The organism is Micromonospora sp. NPDC005220 (assembly GCF_040607895.1).
GTDB lineage: Bacteria > Actinomycetota > Actinomycetes > Mycobacteriales > Micromonosporaceae > Micromonospora.
This window is the reverse complement of the sequence record NZ_JBEXHP010000025.1, coordinates 1-16,248: the sequence shown is the minus strand read 5'-3', so window position 1 is coordinate 16,248 and position 16,248 is coordinate 1. Positions and strand designations below refer to the sequence as shown.

Genomic DNA, 16,248 nt, shown 5'->3' with positions numbered 1-16,248 from the left:
GCCCGACCCCACGCCATTTCCGCTCAGGAGATCTTGCGGCGGTAGGTCAGGTTGGCGAACAGGTAGGCCACCACGAGGATGCCGACGCACCAGGCGAGGGCGGTCCAGATGTCCGCGCCGGCCGGCTCCTGCGCGAAGAGGTCTCGGATCGCGTTGACGATGGCGGTCACCGGCTGGTGCTCGGCGAAGGCGCGCACCGGGCCGGGCATCGACGCGGTGGGCACGAAGGCCGAGCTGACGAACGGCAGGAAGATCAGCGGGTACGAGAACGCGCTCGCGCCGTCCACGGACTTCGCGGTGAGGCCGGGTATCACGGCGATCCAGGTGAGCGCCAGGGTGAACAGCAGCAGGATGCCGGCGACAGCGAGCCAGCCCAGCACGTTCGCGCCGGTGCGGAAGCCCATCAGCAGGGCGACGAGGACGATCACCGCGAGCGAGATCAGGTTGGCCACCAGCGAGGTCAGCACGTGCGCCCACAGCACCGAGGATCGGGCGATCGGCATGGACTGGAACCGTTCGAAGATGCCGCCCTGCATGTCCAGGAAGAGCCGGAATGCGGTGTACGAGATGCCCGACGCGATGGTGATGAGCAGGATGCCGGGGAGCAGATAGTTCACGTACGAGTCGGAGCCGGTCTCGATCGCGCCGCCGAAGACGTAGACGAACAGCAGCATGAAGGCGATCGGCATGACCGCTGTCGTGATGATGGTGTCCGGGCTGCGGACGATGTGGCGCAGCGAGCGTCCCAGGAGGACCGTCGTGTCACCGAGGAAGTGCTTGTTCATCACTGTTCCTTCTCCGTCTTCGTGCCGACGAGGGTGAGGAAGACGTCCTCAAGGGTTGGCTGCTTTTCCACGTACTCGACCTCGGCGGGCGGCAGGAGCTGCTTGAGTTCGTTCAGGGTGCCGTTCACGATGATCCGTCCCTCGTGCAGGATCGCGATCCGGTCGGCGAGCTGCTCCGCCTCGTCGAGGTACTGGGTCGTGAGCAGCACCGTCGTACCGCCACGGGCAAGTTCCTTGACCGCCTGCCACACCTCGATGCGTGCCTCCGGGTCAAGCCCGGTCGTCGGTTCGTCGAGGAAGATGACCGGCGGGTCCCCGATCAGGCTCATCGCGATGTCCAGGCGGCGACGCATGCCACCGGAGTAGGTTCGCACCCTCCGGCAGCCCGCCTCGGTCAGCGAGAAGCGCCTCAGCAGGTCGTCCGCGATCGCACCGGGCTCCTTGAGGTGCCGCAGCCGGGCAACCAGGACCAGGTTCTCCCGCCCGGTGAGGATCTCGTCGACCGCCGCGAACTGCCCGGTGAGGCTGATCGCCTGGCGTACGTCGGCGGCCTGGGTCGCCACGTCGAAGCCGGCGACTCGGGCCGTCCCGCCGTCGGCCCGCAGGAGCGTGGCGAGGATCCGCACCACTGTGGTCTTGCCGGCCCCGTTCGAGCCGAGCAGGGCGAAGATGCTGCCGCGCGCCACGTCGATGTCGACGCCGCGCAGCACCGTCAACTGCTTGAACGACTTCTCCAGGCCGTGCACGTGGATCACGGACTGCTCGGCCTGAGCTGGTGTTGGCGGGTTGCTCATGGCGTCAGCATGGAGGGTTGACGCAGCGTCAGGGTCAAGCCCGACGGCCCGGCGACGTGTCCGCGACCCTGACTCTTCACTCCGATGTCACCGCCCGCTCCCACGGGTGACGTGTCGCTGTCCGCCCGCCGGAGTTGGCTGCCAGTCGTCGCACTTGCCTCGACCAGGAGTTGATCCACGTGCCTTCGTCCCGTCGTACCTTCCTCGCCAGCGGCGCCGCCGCCGGCGTCGGCCTTGCCGTCGCGGGCGGCCTGCCGTCCCTGGCCCAGGCCAGCCCGGCCCGGCCGCACCCGCCGGTCAAGCCCGGTAACGCGCCCTTCCCCCCGCTCGTGGACGACCCCAAGGGAATCCTGGCCCTGCCCAAGGGCTTCAGCTACACGGTGGTCACCCGGACCGGCGTCACCCGGCTCGACCGCGGCCAGGGCACGACCCCGTCGGACCACGACGGCATGGCCGTCTACGACGCCGGCCACGGCCGGTACACCCTGATCCAGAACCACGAGATCGACCCGGGCGCCGAGTTCGGCGTGCCGCACGTCAAGGGCACGGTCTACGACGCGGGCGCCGTCGACGCCGGCGGCTGCACCGTGATCAAGACCGACCTCGCGGGCCGCAACCTGGGTGAGTTCGTGGCCCTCTCCGGCACCATCTCCAACTGCGCCGGCGGGCCGACCCCCTGGGGCACCTGGCTCACCTGTGAGGAGACCGAGGACCGGGCCGGCGACAAGTGGGAAGAGGGCGGCCGGTCCGGCGTCTACCTGAAGGACCACGGCTACGTCTTCGAGGTGTGGGCCGACGGCAGCGCCGACCCGAAGCCGATCAAGTGCCTGGGCCGCTACTCCCACGAAGCCCTGGCCGTCGACAAGGACCGCACCCGGATCTACCTCTCCGAGGACGCCGACGCGCCCAACGGCCTCTTCTACCGCTGGACGGCGCCGCACGGCGTCAAGCTGGGCCCCGGGGTGCTCACCCGCCTCGCCCCGAACGCCGGTGTGCTCGCCGCGATGCAGATCATCATGGATGACGGTTCGGTGCTGCCGGACGTCGCGTACCTGACCTCCGCCCAGCTGGGCCGCCCCTTCCCGGTCCGCTGGATCGAGGTGCCGGACCGCGACGCGCGGACCAGGTCGGTACGCGAGCAGTTCGCCGACGGCCAGGTCACCCGCGGCCGCAAGTTCGAGGGCGTGTGGGCCACCGACGAGGGCGTGTACGTGGTCAACTCGTACGCCTGGGACGAGGGTGACCTGCCGGCGGACGCGGCGCCGCACGACGGGATGGTGTGGTTCTACAACTTCAGGAACCAGACGATCCAGCTGGTGACGTACTTCCCGCACCAGACCCAGTCCGAGGAGGGTGCGGCGGTCAGGTACACCGACCTCACCTTCGACGGCCCGGACAACGTGACGGTCACCCCGTGGGGGAGCCTCGTGCTCGCCGAGGACGGCGCGGGCGCCTCGCACGTGCTCAGCACGATCCCGGGTGGGCCCACGTACGCGATCGCCCGCAACCAGCTGAACGACTCGGAGTTCTGCGGGCCGACCTTCAGCGCGGACGGCAAGGTGCTCTTCGTCAACATGCAGGACCCGGGCCTCACCCTGGCCATCACCGGCCCGTGGGAGAAGTACCTGGGCTGACCGAGCCCGCACGTCGGGGGCCAGGCGACCCGCCCGGCCCCCGACCGCGTTCGGCCGCTGTCAGGAGACCTCGCCGTCGGCGCCGGTGCGCTCCGGCGGGTCGATGTAGACGCAGCCGAGCGGGGTGTCCGCCTCGCAAATCGGCCGCAGATGCAGCGCGGTGCCGGGCACCGGCACGTGAACGGGGTGGACGAACCCCTCAGGCAGCCAGGTCATGAGGGTCGAGACTACCGGCGTGCGGGTGCCCGGCCACCTAGTCGAGACAGAACTCGTTGCCCTCGACGTCCTGCATGTTGAGGCACGACTCGTTCTCGCCGTCGGCGAGCAGCAACTGCCCGCGTACCGCGCCGAGCGCTACCAGTCGCGCGCACTCGGCCTCCAGGGCGGCCAGGCGCTCCTCGCCCACCAACCCGGTGCCGACCCGCACGTCGAGATGCACCCGGTTCTTGACGACCTTGCCCTCGGGCACCCGCTGGAAGTACAGGCGCGGGCCCACACCCGTGGGGTCGCTGCACGCGAACCACGCACCCCGCTCCTCGGCCGGCTGCTCGCGATTGAAGTCGTCCCAGCTGGCGAACCCCTCAGGTGGCGGCGGCGGGACGTACCCCAGGACCTCGCACCAGAAACGGCCAACGCGCTCAGGCTCGGCGCAGTCGAAGGTGACCTGAATCTGCTTGACCGACATCCGTTCACCCTATGGGGCAGTGCCGCCGCCGCTGTTTCCCGTACCTCTGGTCATCGCCCTTCGGGTTTCGGGGGGTGACGCGTTGGCGTCGACAGCGACGGCCAGCCCGCGAACCTCAGTGGGTGCTCCGTGGCCTGGGCGTCGTCCGCGGGCCTGAGCGCTTGAGCAGGACCACCCCGCCGGCGAGGAAGATGGCGCCGAGGACCACCCCGACCAGGTTGCCCTGAACCAGGCTGGAGACGATTGCCAGTACGCCCACGACGACCGCCACCACGCCGAGGATTCGCATCGCGAAGCTACCGACAGACTTGACCCGTTCATTCGTCATGGGGTGGCTTCTGCCCGGCCCGCCGGTTCCGCAAACCGCGTGATTAACGACCGGGCCGCGGAGGTCTCACTCCACCTTGGTGAGAAGCGGTTTCCCCTTCTCGACGACGTACGTGGCCAACTCGACCGCGATGCCGTCGCCGACATTGCGTGCCTGGTGATGCACACCGTAGGGGACGGTCAGCGCCTCGCCGGGGTTGCACACCATGGGCGGCTGCCCCTCAAGCCGATATTCCAGCGTTCCTTGCAGCACGCAGATGATTTCCTCGCCCGGGTGGAAATGCTTGAACGGTGGCGAATCCGGTGTGAATTCCACCCGGGTCTGAATGACCTCTCGCCCGGGAATGCTGAGGTCGTGCCGTTGCAGATCGATGCGCCACAGCCCTGGTGCTGACTCCACCGCTGTGGGGCTGATCCCCGCAGGTCGATCCTTGGTGCTCATGACGGCCTCCTGTCAGCCGCCGGGCCGACGGCCACTGCTCGGATTCGCTGCATCCCCGTCGAGGATAGGTAGCCGCAGCCGACCAGGGGCGCGGATGCGGTAGCCCGATCCCCCGGCGGCCTGCGGCAGCTGAGTTCACCGACGTGCCAGCAGCCCACGTTCGGTCAGGTAGGCGCGCAACGTCTCGGCGTCCTCGGCGGACATCAGCCAGCGCGGGATCACTGTCGCCGGCATCCGGCCGACGTACACGACCCAGAACTCTCCGACCTCCCGCACCCGGTCGACCCCGTCCCAGGCGATGCCACCGGACTCGGAGCCGCTGCGCATCATGATGTTGTCATCGGTGATGTCGTAGGCGCCCTCGACGGCGTAGCGACCGGAGCGGCGTCGCGCGCGGGCCAGCACCCACGGCCGGTACAGCATCGACAGCACGCCGGCCACGACCAGCGCGGTCCACAGCGGCGAACTCCGCTCGCCCCACCCGAACCCCCGCGAGACGACGAGGCCGATGACCCCGACCGCCGCCAGGCCCGCTCCGATATAGCCGAATCTGCGTAGCCGGACGCTGCCGAGCGCGGCGGCCACCCGGCCCGGGTAGGCGGGATCGGCGGGGACGTCGAAGCGGATGTGCACGCCAGAACGATAGTGCTCCCGTCCGCCCCCGGCAGCGGCTTACCCCCGCCGGGCCGGCAGGATAGACCAGACATTGACACTTATCGTTACGCCGGTGATAGTAACTGCATTCAGCTCCCATCGGATCGCCTGTGGGGACCGCGGCCGGGTGGCCGACGCGCCCACGTCGACCTGACCCGTGGCCAGCGCTGACCACCCTCGTCGAGGCGCGAATGAACGACCGCCGCCGGGAGCGCCACCGTGACGTGTGCTGGAGGGTCAATGAGAAGGCGATCAAAGATCTACGCGGGCCTGGCGGCCGCCATCGTCCCGGTCACCTCGGTGATCATGGCGCTCGGCGGGACGCCGGCGTCCGCGGCCATCGGCGGCTCCGGCCCCTACCCCGCCGACTACGAAACCTCGGCCACCCTGGCCAATCACACCATCTTCCGGCCCCAGACCCTGCCGTCCGAACGCTTGCCCATCGTCGTGTGGGGCAACGGCGGCTGCTCGGCCAACGGCCTCTCCCAGGGCAACTTTCTCCGCGAGATCGCCTCCCACGGCTTCCTCGCCATCGCCAACGGCGCCCCGAACGCATCCGGCTCCACCAACTCCCAGATGCTCACCCAGTCCATCGACTGGGCGGTCGCGGAGAACTCCCGGCAGGGCAGCAAGTACTACAACAAGATCGACACGAGCAAGGTCGCCGTCGCGGGCTTCTCCTGCGGAGGTCTGGAGGCGTACGCCGTCTCGAACGACCCGCGCGTCACCACCACCGGCATCTTCAGCAGCGGCCTGTTGAACGACGCCGACGACTACCAGCTCAGGAGACTGACCAAGCCGATCGCGTACTTTGTCGGCGGACCCAGCGACATCGCCTACCCCAACGCGATGGATGACTGGGGCAAGCTGCCTGCCGGACTACCCGCCTTCATGGGCAACCTGAACGTCGGGCATGGCGGCACCTACGACCAGCCCAATGGCGGCGAGTTCGGCCGGGTGGCGACGCTCTACTTCAAGTGGCGCCTGAAGGGCGACACCACCGCCGGCCGAAACTTCGTCGGCGCCGGCTGCGGTCTGTGCGGCAGCCAGTGGAGCGTCCAGCAGAAGAACCTGACGCTCAACGACGGCACCCCGCACACCACACCGCCACCCACCACCCCACCGCCCACCACCCCGCCTCCCACCACGCCACCTCCCACCGGCACCCCTGGCTGCACCGCGGTCTACTCCGTCCAGGACCAGTGGAACGGCGGATTCGTCGCCAACGTCAGCGTCACCGCGGGAACCACCGCGCTGACCGGCTGGCGGGTCACCCTCACCCTGCCCAGCGGCGCGTCGGTCAGCTCGCTCTGGAACGGGGTCAGCAGCGGCACCAGCGGGACCATCACGGTCGCGAACCAGAGCTACAACGGAAGACTGGCCGCAGGTCAGGCCACCAGTTTCGGATTCCAGGGCACCGGCACCGGCAGCGGAGCCACCGCGAGTTGCACCGGAAGCTGACATCCCGGGCAGATCGAGTCGCTCGGCGGGTCGGTGCCCCGGCACCGGCCCGCCGGGGTGCGCGACCGCCCGGCGGCTAGGGAACACTGGCGGGCATGTCTGAAACGAGCGATGCGAAGGCCGCACTGCACCTCTACCTTCGGGAAACCCGCGAAGACCTCATCTGGAAGCTGGACGGGCTCAGCGAACGCGAGGCCAGACTGCCCCGCACGGCGACCGGCAACAACCTGCTGGGCGTCCTCAAGCATTGCCTCAATGTCGAAGCCGGCTACTTCGGGCCCACCTTCGGCCGCGAATTCCCGACGCCTGACGAGCTGGTCCCGCTGGCGGCGTTCGACGAGGACCCCCAGGCCGACTGGTACGCCCGGGAAGACGAGACGAAGGACGGCCTGATCGACCTGTATCGCCGGGTCGGCGCGTTCGCCGACCAGACGATCGACCAGCTGCCGCTGGACGCGCCGGGGCAGGTGCCGTGGTGGCGGCCAGGTAAGCAGGACGTGACGCTACAGCGGATCATCATCCACGTGACCTGCGATCTCGCCCGGCACGCGGGGCACGCCGACATCATGCGCGAACAGCACGACACGGCGATCGGCCTTCGTCGGGACAGCACCAACATCCCCGACGACTACGACTGGCCGGCGTACGTCAGCAAGCTGACGAAGCTGGCCGACCGCTTCGCATGACGGGAAAGGTGGTGCTCGTGACGGCGCGAGAGACCTCGCGGATCAGCTCCAGCGGTTCCTCGGTCCAGTGGGAGGCGAGGACGAGCTCACCCGACACCTAGGATCGAGCGACCTCGAACCCCGAGCTGAGGAGCGCCCTGTGACCCTGCTGGAGCGGCTGCACCTGGCCGGTATGCGGGAGGTCGTCGCTGTGCAGCCGGTGACCGGCGGGCTCGCGGCGCTCGCCGGCATCGCCACCCGTCGGGATGCGCCACCGGTGTTCGTCAAGGCCTTCGCCGACCCGCCGGCCGGCGACGTCTTCGGCGCCGAGGCCGAAGGGCTGGCCGCCCTGCGCGAGCTCGGCGGGGTGCCGACACCCGAGGTGATCCTGGCGGATCGGGACGTGCTGGTGTTGTCGGTGCTGCACGCGAGGCCGCGCAGCGAGGCCTTCTGGGAGCAGCTCGCACACCTGCTCGCCCGCCTGCACCTGAGCACGACCCATCCTCGCTTCGGTTGGCACCACGACAACTGGCTGGGCCGTCGCCGCCAGATCAACACCTGGAACGACGATGGCTTCACGTTCTTCGCACAGCACCGGCTGCTCCGCTGGCTCGATCAACCCCGCGTCGAGGCGGCGCTCGACGCGGCAGACCGGGCGGCGCTGGAACGACTCTGTGACCGGCTGCCCGAGCTGCTGCCGGAGCGGCCGGCGTGTCTGACACACGGCGACCTGTGGGCGCAGAACATCCTGGCCACCGCGGACGGACAGCCGGCGCTGATCGACCCGGCCGTGTCGTACCTGTGGGCCGAGGTCGACCTCGCGCACGTGTGGTCCACCTCGCCCCCGGCCGAGGCCCGCCGGATGTTCGAGGTCTACGCGGAGCTGACCTCGCTCGACCGCGACTGGGAGGCACGGATGCCGGTGATCCAGCTGCGACAACACCTCGCCGTGCTGGCCCAGTTCGATGACGACTGGGGCGCGGCCGATCAGATCCGCGCCGTCCTTGCCCCGTTCCGGACCCGTACCTGACCGGAGGCCCGGCCGCCGAGCGCGGCGACTGTGTTCCGGCAACGTGGTCGACCTCCGTCGAGGCCCGCGAGCGGGCCAAGATCAGGCCCTCGTTACGGTGACCCCCTGGAATGGGGGGGGTGGGCCATGGCACCGGAGGTGTCGCCGCGACGGGCCAGGGCGGTGCTCGTCACGCTCTCCCTCGCCGCGTTCGCGTTCATCACGACCGAGCTGCTGCCCGTCGGTCTGCTGACCCACATCGCACCCGATCTCGACCGGTCCCGCTCCCAGGTGGGTCTGCTGGTCAGCGGGTACGCCATCGTGGTCGTGCTGGCGTCCGTGCCGCTGACCCGGCTGACGCAGCGGATCCCCCGTCGGCATCTGCTCGGCGCCACGATGCTGCTGTTCGCCGCCGCGAACGCCGCCGCCGCGCTCGCGCAGACGTACGCCGTGCTGGCCGGGTCCCGCCTGGTGACCGCCCTCGCCCAGGCGCTGTTCTGGTCCATCGCCACAGCGACAGTGATCGGGCCGTTCCCGGTCGCCGTGCGCGGCCGGGCGGTGGCGCTGTTCGCGACCGGGGCGACGCTCGCCCCGGTGCTCGGCGTACCCCTGGGCACCTGGCTCGGGCAGCAAGCCGGCTGGCGCACGGCGTTCGCGGTGCTGGCCGGGGTCGGTCTGGCGATCGCCGCCGCGGTGCTGGCCCTGCTTCCGTCGTATCCGCCGGCCGCTGGCGGCGCCGCCCGGGGCACCGCACCCGACGGACGGCGCTTCGCCGTGTTGCTGACCGCCACCGCTCTCGGCATCGGCGGCTTCATGACCCTGCAGACCTACGTGACCCCGTTCCTGCTCGACGTCAGCGGCTTCGCCGACGCGGTGCTGGCGCCGCTGCTGTTCGTCTCGGGTGCGGCCGGGGTCGTCGGCACCCTGGTCGCGGCCCGGACTCTGGACACCCGACCGATCGCTTCGCTGCTGACGCCGTTGAGCATCGGCACTGTCTCGCTGCTCGGGCTGTACGCGCTCGGCGCGCTGCGGCCGGGGGTGGTCGCGCTGCTCGCCGGGATCGGCCTCGCGTACGCGGCGTTCGGCTCCGCCGTGCAGAACCGGATGCTGCAACTGGCTCCGGGCAGCACCGACATCGCGTCGGCCGGGGTCAGCACCGCCTTCAACGCCGGCATCGCTGGCGGGTCACTGCTCGGCGGGGCACTCCTGCCCACCCTGGGGGCACGCCCGCTGGCACTCGTCGGCGGGCTGCTGATGCTGGCCGCCCTGACGCTGCTCGCCGTGGACGCGCGTCGGGGCCGCGTCGTGGTCGGGTAGGCGGTCACCCACTCGCCCCGCTGGCGACCGCCATCATGATCAGGGTGCGCCGCCGCCGCCGACTCATCAACGCGAAACAGGCGGTGAGCACCACCAGCTCCAGCTCGGCCCAGTCGCCGGTGACGTCCACCCGGATTGGCCCGCCCAGGCGGCCGGGGAGGTGCAGCGCGAGGCGGTGCCCGTCGCGTACCAGCTCACCACCGCAGCGGCCGGGCTCCCAGCGGGCCAGGCCGCCAGGCCCCGGCACGTGCGACCGGCCCGGGTCGAGCCGCACCGGCACCCCGTGCTCGCCCCGGGCGGTGAACCCGATGCGCCGGCGGCCGGTCGGTTCGACAGTCCAGCGGCCGGTGCCGGTGCGGATCTCACCGCACCGCCAGGTCCAGCCGGTACGCAGCGAGGCGCGCGGCCCGACGTCGGAGTCGAGGACGAAGACCCCGTCCTGTTTGCGGACGGTCAGCGCGGTCATCGGTGCGCCAGTGCCGGGCGCGGCCGGGGCAGACCGACGATGAGGATGACGCCGACGCTCAGGTGCATCAGCGCGAGGGTCGCCTTCGCTCCCCCACCGACGCCACTCGGTGGCCCGACCACGAGCGACAGCAGCAGGACCGCGACCGCGATCGAGGTCCACCAGACACGGGAGCGGTCGGTGCGGCGTTCCAGCACCGCGAGCAGCGCCCAGCCGGCCAGCGCCGCGACCGCGGTGGCCACGATGACCGCGGCCACCGTGATCTGCCGGGTCGAGCTTCCGGACCTGACCGCCAGGTCGACGCCGGCCGCCGAGTGCAGCAGCGCGAACTCGGCCACCGCCACCACGATCGCGCCGGCCGCCACCGCGGCCCGTCCCAGGAGAAGATTGTTCGTCATGGTCCGAGTGTGTGGACCGGGCCGGGTCGGACGCGTCGGTCCGGACGCCGCGGCGGGTACGTCCGCCGGCGGCTCGGCGTACTACCAAAGGAGGTGGTCCGGCCCGCCGCCAGCCCAGTAGCGTGCGCGATGTGGATGCGGCGACGTGCGAGGTCAGGCCGACGCGGGTGTGGCGATTCGCCCCGGTGGGCGTGACGACCCTGGCGGTCGGCGTCCTGGTGGCGAGCATGCTGTGGTCCGCCACCCGGTCCAGCTCCGCCGGCCTGGTCGGCGTCGACGTCGCGCTGGCGGTGGCCGCACTGGCCCTCGTTCCGGTGGTCGTCCGCCGCCCGCAGGTCGGTGGCGTGCTGGCCGGCCTGCTCGTCGCGCTGTCTCCGGTGGCCACGCCGGTGGCCAGCTTCGCGGTGCTGTTCATCGCCCGCAACCGGCCGTTTCGGCAGGCGGCGGCGGTGGCGGCGGTCGGCGTGACAGGCGAGGCGGTGCAGGCGTTCTGGCGGCCGGTGCCCAGCCTGCCGTACGGGTGGCGGCTGGTGCTGATGACGATCGCGTACGCGGCACTGCTCGGCTGGGGCACCTGGGCGCAGGCCCGGAACGCCCTGCTGGCGGCGCTGCGGGAGCGGGCTCGGCGGGCCGAGCAGGAGCAGGAACGACGGGTCGGCGAGGCGCGGGCGGCGGAGCGCAACCGGATCGCGCGGGAAATGCACGACGTGCTGGCTCACCGGCTGTCGCTGCTGGCGGCGGCGGCCGGCGCGATGGAGTACCGGCCGGACGCGCCGCCCGAGCGGCTCAGCGCCGCCGCCGGGGTGATCCGGGCCAGCGCGCATCACGCCCTCGACGAGCTACGCGAGGTCATCACCCTGCTACGCAGCGACGACGCCGAGTCGCCGACGGACGCGCCGCCCGGGCAGACCCTCGCCGACCTGCCGCGCCTGGTGGACGAGGCGCGCGCCGCCGGGCAGCAGATCGAGGTCGACGACCCGCTCGGCCCACCGGTCGAGATTCCCCCGACGGTTGGCCGCACCGCGTACCGGATCGCGCAGGAGGCGTTGACCAACGCCCGCAAGCACGCCGCCGGCCAGCCGGTCCGGTTGGTGCTCGGCGGCGCGCCCGGCACCGGCCTGAGCATCGAGGTGAGCAACCCGACCACGCCCGACAGCGGCGCCACCGGCAGCGCCGGCACCGGACTGATCGGTCTCGCCGAACGGGCCGCGCTCACCGGCGGTCGGGTCGCCCACCACGTCGACGCCGCCGGTCGCTTCCACCTCACCGCGTGGCTGCCGTGGCCGACCTGACGAGTCCGATCCGGGTCGTCATCGTCGACGACGATCCCCTCGTCCGGGGAATGCTCACGCTGATGCTCGACGGCGCCGACGGGATCGCCGTGGTGGGCGAGGCCGCCGACGGCGCCACGGCGATCACGGCGGTGGACCGGCACCTGCCCGACGTGGTGCTGATGGACATCAGGATGCCCGGCGTCAACGGCATCACCGCGACCGAGCGCCTGCGCCGCCGGCACCGGCCACCCGAGATCATCGTGCTCACCACGTTCGACACCGACGAGCACGTGCTGCGGGCCCTCCGAGCCGGTGCCAGCGGCTTCCTGCTCAAGGACACCCCACCGGAGCAGATCAGCCAGGCCGTCCGCGCGGTAGCGGCCGGCAACCCGATGCTGTCGCCGGGCGTGACGCGCCGCCTCATGCAGCGGGTCGCGTCCGGGGCCGAGTCCTACGAGCAGGCGCACGAGCGGCTGGCCCTGCTCACGCCCCGGGAACGCGACGTCGTGCTGGCCATCGCGCAGGGACGCTCCAACGCCGAGATCGCCAGCGAGCTGCTGATGAGCGTGACCACGGTGAAGGCCCACGTCTCGCACATCCTGACCAAGCTGGATCTCGACAACCGTACCCAGATCGCCCTGCTCGCCCACGACGGCCGGCTCCTCTGACCCGTCCCCGGCGCTCAGCCCACCTCCGGCGCTCAGCCCATCTCCGGACCGGGCCCGCCCGGCGTCGTAAGGTTTCGGTATGACACAACGACTCGTCAGCGTGTGGCAACCGTTCTTCCTCGCCAGCGAGAGTCAGGGCGCGGCCATCGACGCCGCGACCGAGCTGGAGGATCTCGGCTATTCACGAATCTGGTTCTCCGGTGGTTTCGGCGAGAACGTCGCCCCGCGCTTCCGGGAGATCCTGGACGGGACCACCCGCATCGGGGTCGCGTCGGGCATCGTGAGCATCTGGCACTCGTCGCCTCCCGAGGCGGCGGCGTTCGTTCAGGACGCGGAACGGGCGCATCCCGGCCGGTTCCTGCTCGGTCTCGGCGCCAGCCACGCGGTCCTGCTGGAAGGCAGCGGCACCGACTATCGCAAGCCGTACTCAAGGATGGTGAACTACCTGGACGGCCTCGACGCGGCCGGGGTTCCGCCCGAGCGGCGCGTCCTGGCCGCACTGGGCCCGCGGATGCTCGAACTCTCCCGCGACCGTGCCGCCGGGGCGCACCCGTACTTCGTCCCGGCCGAGCACACCGTCGAGGCCCGGGCGGCGATCGGCCCCGACCGGCTGCTCGCCCCCGAGGTGGCGGTGGTCCTCGACGCGGATGCCACCACCGCGCGCGCCACCGCCCGGCAGTACACGACCGGGTACCTCACCCTGCCGAACTACACCAACAACCTGCGGCGATTCGGCTGGACCGACGAGGACTTCGCGGCCGGCGGCAGCGACCGACTCGTCGACGCCCTGATCCCCTGGGGCACCGTCGAGCAGGTGGCGGCCGGGCTGGAGAAGCACTATCAGGCCGGGGCGGACGAGGTGGCGATCCAGGTACTCAACGGCGGCGACGCCACGGCGTTCCCCGCCGACGCGTTCCGCGCCCTCGCTGCGGCCCTGATCTGACTGTAGAGGGCCCGGCGAGCCTTGGTGGGAACAGCGGTTCTGAACCCCGAGGTTTCCCCGCCTCGCCGCAAGGCTCAGGCAGACTCAGGCGATCAGATCGAGGTCGGTCAGGTCGGCCGACAACGCCCAGAGGCGGGCTGCCTCGCTGCTGTCGGTGGGGCTGCCCTCGGTGGTGTGGCAGTCCACGCAGTAGTCGCCGCCGTTCCCGTCGAGCTGGGGTGACGTGGCGGCCCAGACCTGGGTGGCCGCGCCTTGCTCGACGGTCTTGAACAGGCCCGGCGCAGGAGCACCGTCCGCGTCGATCCAGCCGGCGGCGACCATCTCCTCGGCTGCGAGGTGCCGTTGCAGCGGAGTGCGGACCCAGCCGGGGTTGACGGAGAAGGCGCGGACGCGGTGCGGCCCGCCGAGCAGGTCGAGGTGGCGGGCGAACAGGATGTTCGCGAGCTTGGACTGGGTGTACGCCTCCCACTTGTCGTACCCGTGCTCGAACTGCACGTCGTCCCACCGGATACGCCAGGCCGGGTTGCGCCCGGAGGCGACCGAGACGACACGAGCCGTGTCGGCGGCGGTGAGGGCGGGCCACAGCAGATTCGCCAACGCGTAGTGGCCGAGGTGGTTGATCGCGAAGTGCGCTTCCCAGCCGGGTCCGACCCGGGTCTCCGGGCAGGCCATGATGCCGGCGCTTTCGATCAGGATGTCGAGGGCGGAGTGGCGGCGTAGGAACCGGTCGGCGAACGCGCGGACGGAGTCGAGGTCGGCGAGATCGAGGCGGTCGACCTCGACCCCGGCTACGTCGGCGAGTGCCTGCTGCGCTGCGTCCGGCCGGAGTGCTGGGACGACGACCCGGGCCCCGGCCTGGGTGAGCGCGCGGGTCGTGGCGAGACCGAGCCCGGAGTAGCCACCCGTGACGAGGGCGGTCTTGCCAGTGAGGTCGATTCCGGCGAGGACGTCTCCGGTCGTACTGGAGGCACCGAATGTCGTGTGGGTCATGCCGCGGACGCTAGGTGCTAGACCGAGGTCTAGGTCAACGGGCTACGGTCGACACCATGGCGGACAGCGGCCTGAGCATCGGGCAGGTGGCGCAGCGCACCGGGTTGAGCGTGCACACCCTGCGGCTCTACGAGCGTGAGGGCCTGTTGGCCAGCGAGGTGCGGCGTGACGGGTCCGGCAGGCGCGTCTACAGCGCCTGGGACGTGGAGTGGCTGGTGAACTGCGTGAAGTTCCGGGCCTCCGGGATGCCGCTCAGCACGATCGGCCAACTGGCCCAGCTCGTCCGCGAGGGCAGCGGCAACGAGGCAGAACGGCTCGAGTTGCTCCGCGACCACCGGCGCCACATCATCGAGCGGCTCAAACAGCTGCGCGACTGCCTCGAACTCATCGACGGCAAGGTGGCCAGCTACGAACAACACCTTTCCGCCGGCGGCTCCGGTGATCCCTGGCAACAGCAACCCCGGCCCGCACCGGAGGAGCACACGGGTTGCGGTCCGTCGTTGGTGGGTAGGACCTGAATGATGGGTACGTGGGTACGCTGCACCGGCGGCGGCCTCAGCCAAGCCCGCACCACGGCCACCCGCACGGCCGGGGGGTGGCACCATCGGCGTTCCGGGTATCCGCAGACGAGAGGCGAGACCACACCATGACCGCAGTACCAGGCCAACGGTCTACTGCTGCTGCTGCGGGTCCGGCGGCTGCCGAACGAGCAGCGGAGGAGGACCTGCGGGCGTTGTTCGGGCAGTCCATCGCCGCCTTCGCGTCTCTGACGGGGCCGGCGCACCTGGTGGAGACGGCGAACCCGGCGTTCTTCGCCACCATCGGCGAGGAACGGGCCCGCGTCGGGGTGGCGCTCGCCGAGCTGATGCCTGAACTGGCCGGTCAAGGATTCATCGCGCTACTGGACCAGGTCTTCCGCACGGGTGAGCCCTACACCGGCCGTGACGTCCGGGTCGTGCTGGGCTGCGGCCCGCAGGCGCGGGAGGCGTTCTTCGACTTCACCTACGAGCCGCGCCGGGACGCCGACGGCAACGTGACCGGCATTCGTGTGCTCGGCGTGGAGACCACACAGGTCAAGCATGCCCAACGGCTGATGGCCGAACACCGTGCCCTGCTGGAGCAGATCGCCCGCCAGGCACCCCTGACCGAGGTGCTCGACGGGATGGCCCGCTGTATCGAGAATCTCGCACCGCAGGAAGTGCTCGTCTCCGTCCTGCTCGCCGACCCCGATGCCCGGTACCTGCGCCACGGCGCCGCGCCGAGCCTGCCCGACTTCTACAACCAGGCCATCGACGGCATCGCGACCGGCGAAGGTGTCGGCTCGTGCGGCACCGCCGCCCACCGGCGGGAACCAGTCATCGTCACCGACATCGCCACCGATCCGTTCTGGGACGACTTCCGGGACCTGGCCGACCAGGCCGGGTTGGCGGCCTGCTGGTCCACGCCGATCCTGGCCCGCGACGGCGGCCTGTTGGGCACCTTCGCGATGTATCACCGCACCCCCCGCGTCCCGCAGGACACCGACCTCGCCCTCACCCGGCTCTTCGCCGGCACCGCAGCCCTGGCCATCGAACGCCACCACATCGAGCAGGCGAAACTCGCCGCCGAGGCACGCGCCAAGTCGGCCAATGACGAGCTGGCCAAGGTGGTACGCGTGGAGCGGGAGCTGCGCGCCCAGGCCGAGCAGCGCGCCGGCGCCGCCGCGGCACTCGCCACCCAGATGCGTGCCGCCGCGG

General features: G+C 71.0%; 20 protein-coding genes. 10 read left to right on the top strand and 10 right to left on the bottom strand.

Features of this window, described 5'->3' with window-relative positions; all coding sequences use genetic code 11:
• Positions 1-23: 23 nt before the first annotated feature.
• Positions 24-785, bottom strand: a complete 762-nt coding sequence (locus tag ABZU52_RS13295) for an ABC transporter permease (RefSeq protein WP_354971302.1) — start codon at positions 783-785, stop codon at positions 24-26.
• Positions 785-1,579 (bottom strand): ATP-binding cassette domain-containing protein, encoded by a 795-nt coding sequence (locus tag ABZU52_RS13290; RefSeq protein ID WP_354971301.1) that lies wholly within the window; start codon positions 1,577-1,579, stop codon positions 785-787. Before ABZU52_RS13290 ends, ABZU52_RS13295 begins: the two co-directional genes overlap by 1 nt.
• A 179-nt stretch (positions 1,580-1,758) precedes the next feature.
• On the opposite strand from ABZU52_RS13290, the gene ABZU52_RS13285 reads away from it, so the two are divergent.
• A complete protein-coding gene (locus tag ABZU52_RS13285; protein WP_354971300.1) occupies positions 1,759-3,213 on the top strand; it encodes an alkaline phosphatase PhoX in 1,455 nt (484 codons plus the stop codon).
• A gap of 60 nt (positions 3,214-3,273) precedes the next feature.
• Here the strand turns inward: ABZU52_RS13285 and ABZU52_RS13280 are convergent, their stop codons facing one another.
• The 5 genes from ABZU52_RS13280 to ABZU52_RS13260 form a co-directional block, all read right to left on the bottom strand.
• Positions 3,274-3,429, bottom strand: coding sequence for a hypothetical protein (locus ABZU52_RS13280; protein WP_354971299.1), 156 nt, complete (start codon positions 3,427-3,429; stop codon positions 3,274-3,276).
• A gap of 37 nt (positions 3,430-3,466) precedes the next feature.
• Complete coding sequence (locus ABZU52_RS13275) at positions 3,467-3,898, bottom strand: VOC family protein (RefSeq protein ID WP_354971298.1); 432 nt, start codon at positions 3,896-3,898, stop codon at positions 3,467-3,469.
• A gap of 115 nt (positions 3,899-4,013) precedes the next feature.
• Positions 4,014-4,226, bottom strand: coding sequence for a hypothetical protein (locus tag ABZU52_RS13270; protein ID WP_354971297.1), 213 nt, complete (start codon positions 4,224-4,226; stop codon positions 4,014-4,016).
• 66 nt (positions 4,227-4,292) lie between these two features.
• Positions 4,293-4,667 (bottom strand): cupin domain-containing protein, encoded by a 375-nt coding sequence (locus tag ABZU52_RS13265; RefSeq protein WP_354971296.1) that lies wholly within the window; start codon positions 4,665-4,667, stop codon positions 4,293-4,295.
• A gap of 135 nt (positions 4,668-4,802) precedes the next feature.
• Positions 4,803-5,300 (bottom strand): YcxB family protein, encoded by a 498-nt coding sequence (locus ABZU52_RS13260; protein WP_354971295.1) that lies wholly within the window; start codon positions 5,298-5,300, stop codon positions 4,803-4,805.
• 261 nt (positions 5,301-5,561) lie between these two features.
• Here ABZU52_RS13260 and ABZU52_RS13255 point away from each other — a divergent pair, with 261 nt between their 5' ends.
• The 4 genes from ABZU52_RS13255 to ABZU52_RS13240 all read left to right on the top strand — a co-directional run bounded on the left by ABZU52_RS13255 (position 5,562) and on the right by ABZU52_RS13240 (position 9,773).
• Positions 5,562-6,782 (top strand): cellulose binding domain-containing protein, encoded by a 1,221-nt coding sequence (locus ABZU52_RS13255; RefSeq protein WP_354971294.1) that lies wholly within the window; start codon positions 5,562-5,564, stop codon positions 6,780-6,782.
• 95 nt (positions 6,783-6,877) lie between these two features.
• Entirely contained in the window at positions 6,878-7,468 is a 591-nt protein-coding gene (locus ABZU52_RS13250; protein ID WP_354971293.1) for a DinB family protein, read from the top strand.
• A 139-nt stretch (positions 7,469-7,607) separates the two neighbouring features.
• The gene (locus ABZU52_RS13245) at positions 7,608-8,477 is read left to right on the top strand and encodes a fructosamine kinase family protein (protein WP_354971292.1); all 870 of its coding nucleotides are present in this window, start codon (positions 7,608-7,610) and stop codon (positions 8,475-8,477) included.
• A 126-nt stretch (positions 8,478-8,603) separates the two neighbouring features.
• Entirely contained in the window at positions 8,604-9,773 is a 1,170-nt protein-coding gene (locus ABZU52_RS13240) for an MFS transporter (RefSeq protein WP_354971291.1), read from the top strand.
• 4 nt (positions 9,774-9,777) lie between these two features.
• Here the strand turns inward: ABZU52_RS13240 and ABZU52_RS13235 are convergent, their stop codons facing one another.
• Positions 9,778-10,239 carry a hypothetical protein gene (locus ABZU52_RS13235; RefSeq protein ID WP_354971290.1) on the bottom strand — a complete coding sequence of 154 codons (462 nt, stop codon included), beginning with the start codon at positions 10,237-10,239 and terminating at the stop codon, positions 9,778-9,780.
• Positions 10,236-10,637: a DUF6069 family protein gene (locus tag ABZU52_RS13230; RefSeq protein ID WP_354971289.1), complete on the bottom strand. Its 402-nt coding sequence runs from the start codon at positions 10,635-10,637 to the stop codon at positions 10,236-10,238. The genes ABZU52_RS13235 and ABZU52_RS13230 overlap by 4 nt, the downstream gene beginning before the upstream one ends.
• A 185-nt stretch (positions 10,638-10,822) precedes the next feature.
• On the opposite strand from ABZU52_RS13230, the gene ABZU52_RS13225 reads away from it, so the two are divergent.
• The 3 genes from ABZU52_RS13225 to ABZU52_RS13215 all read left to right on the top strand — a co-directional run bounded on the left by ABZU52_RS13225 (position 10,823) and on the right by ABZU52_RS13215 (position 13,522).
• Positions 10,823-11,929 carry a histidine kinase gene (locus tag ABZU52_RS13225; RefSeq protein WP_354971288.1) on the top strand — a complete coding sequence of 369 codons (1,107 nt, stop codon included), beginning with the start codon at positions 10,823-10,825 and terminating at the stop codon, positions 11,927-11,929.
• Positions 11,917-12,579 carry a response regulator transcription factor gene (locus ABZU52_RS13220; protein ID WP_354971287.1) on the top strand — a complete coding sequence of 221 codons (663 nt, stop codon included), beginning with the start codon at positions 11,917-11,919 and terminating at the stop codon, positions 12,577-12,579. Before ABZU52_RS13225 ends, ABZU52_RS13220 begins: the two co-directional genes overlap by 13 nt.
• Before the next feature lie 79 nt (positions 12,580-12,658).
• Positions 12,659-13,522, top strand: a complete 864-nt coding sequence (locus ABZU52_RS13215; RefSeq protein ID WP_354971286.1) for a TIGR03620 family F420-dependent LLM class oxidoreductase — start codon at positions 12,659-12,661, stop codon at positions 13,520-13,522.
• Positions 13,523-13,606: 84 nt separating this feature from the next.
• Here ABZU52_RS13215 and ABZU52_RS13210 read toward each other — a convergent pair whose 3' ends face one another.
• The gene (locus ABZU52_RS13210; protein WP_354971285.1) at positions 13,607-14,512 is read right to left on the bottom strand and encodes an SDR family NAD(P)-dependent oxidoreductase; all 906 of its coding nucleotides are present in this window, start codon (positions 14,510-14,512) and stop codon (positions 13,607-13,609) included.
• 56 nt (positions 14,513-14,568) lie between these two features.
• Between ABZU52_RS13210 and ABZU52_RS13205 the strand changes: the two genes are divergently transcribed.
• Together ABZU52_RS13205 and ABZU52_RS13200 are read left to right on the top strand one after the other, a co-directional pair.
• Entirely contained in the window at positions 14,569-15,030 is a 462-nt protein-coding gene (locus tag ABZU52_RS13205) for a MerR family transcriptional regulator (RefSeq protein WP_354971284.1), read from the top strand.
• Positions 15,031-15,158: 128 nt separating this feature from the next.
• On the top strand, positions 15,159-16,248 hold a 1,090-nt coding region (locus ABZU52_RS13200; protein WP_354971283.1), incomplete at its 3' end, for a GAF domain-containing protein.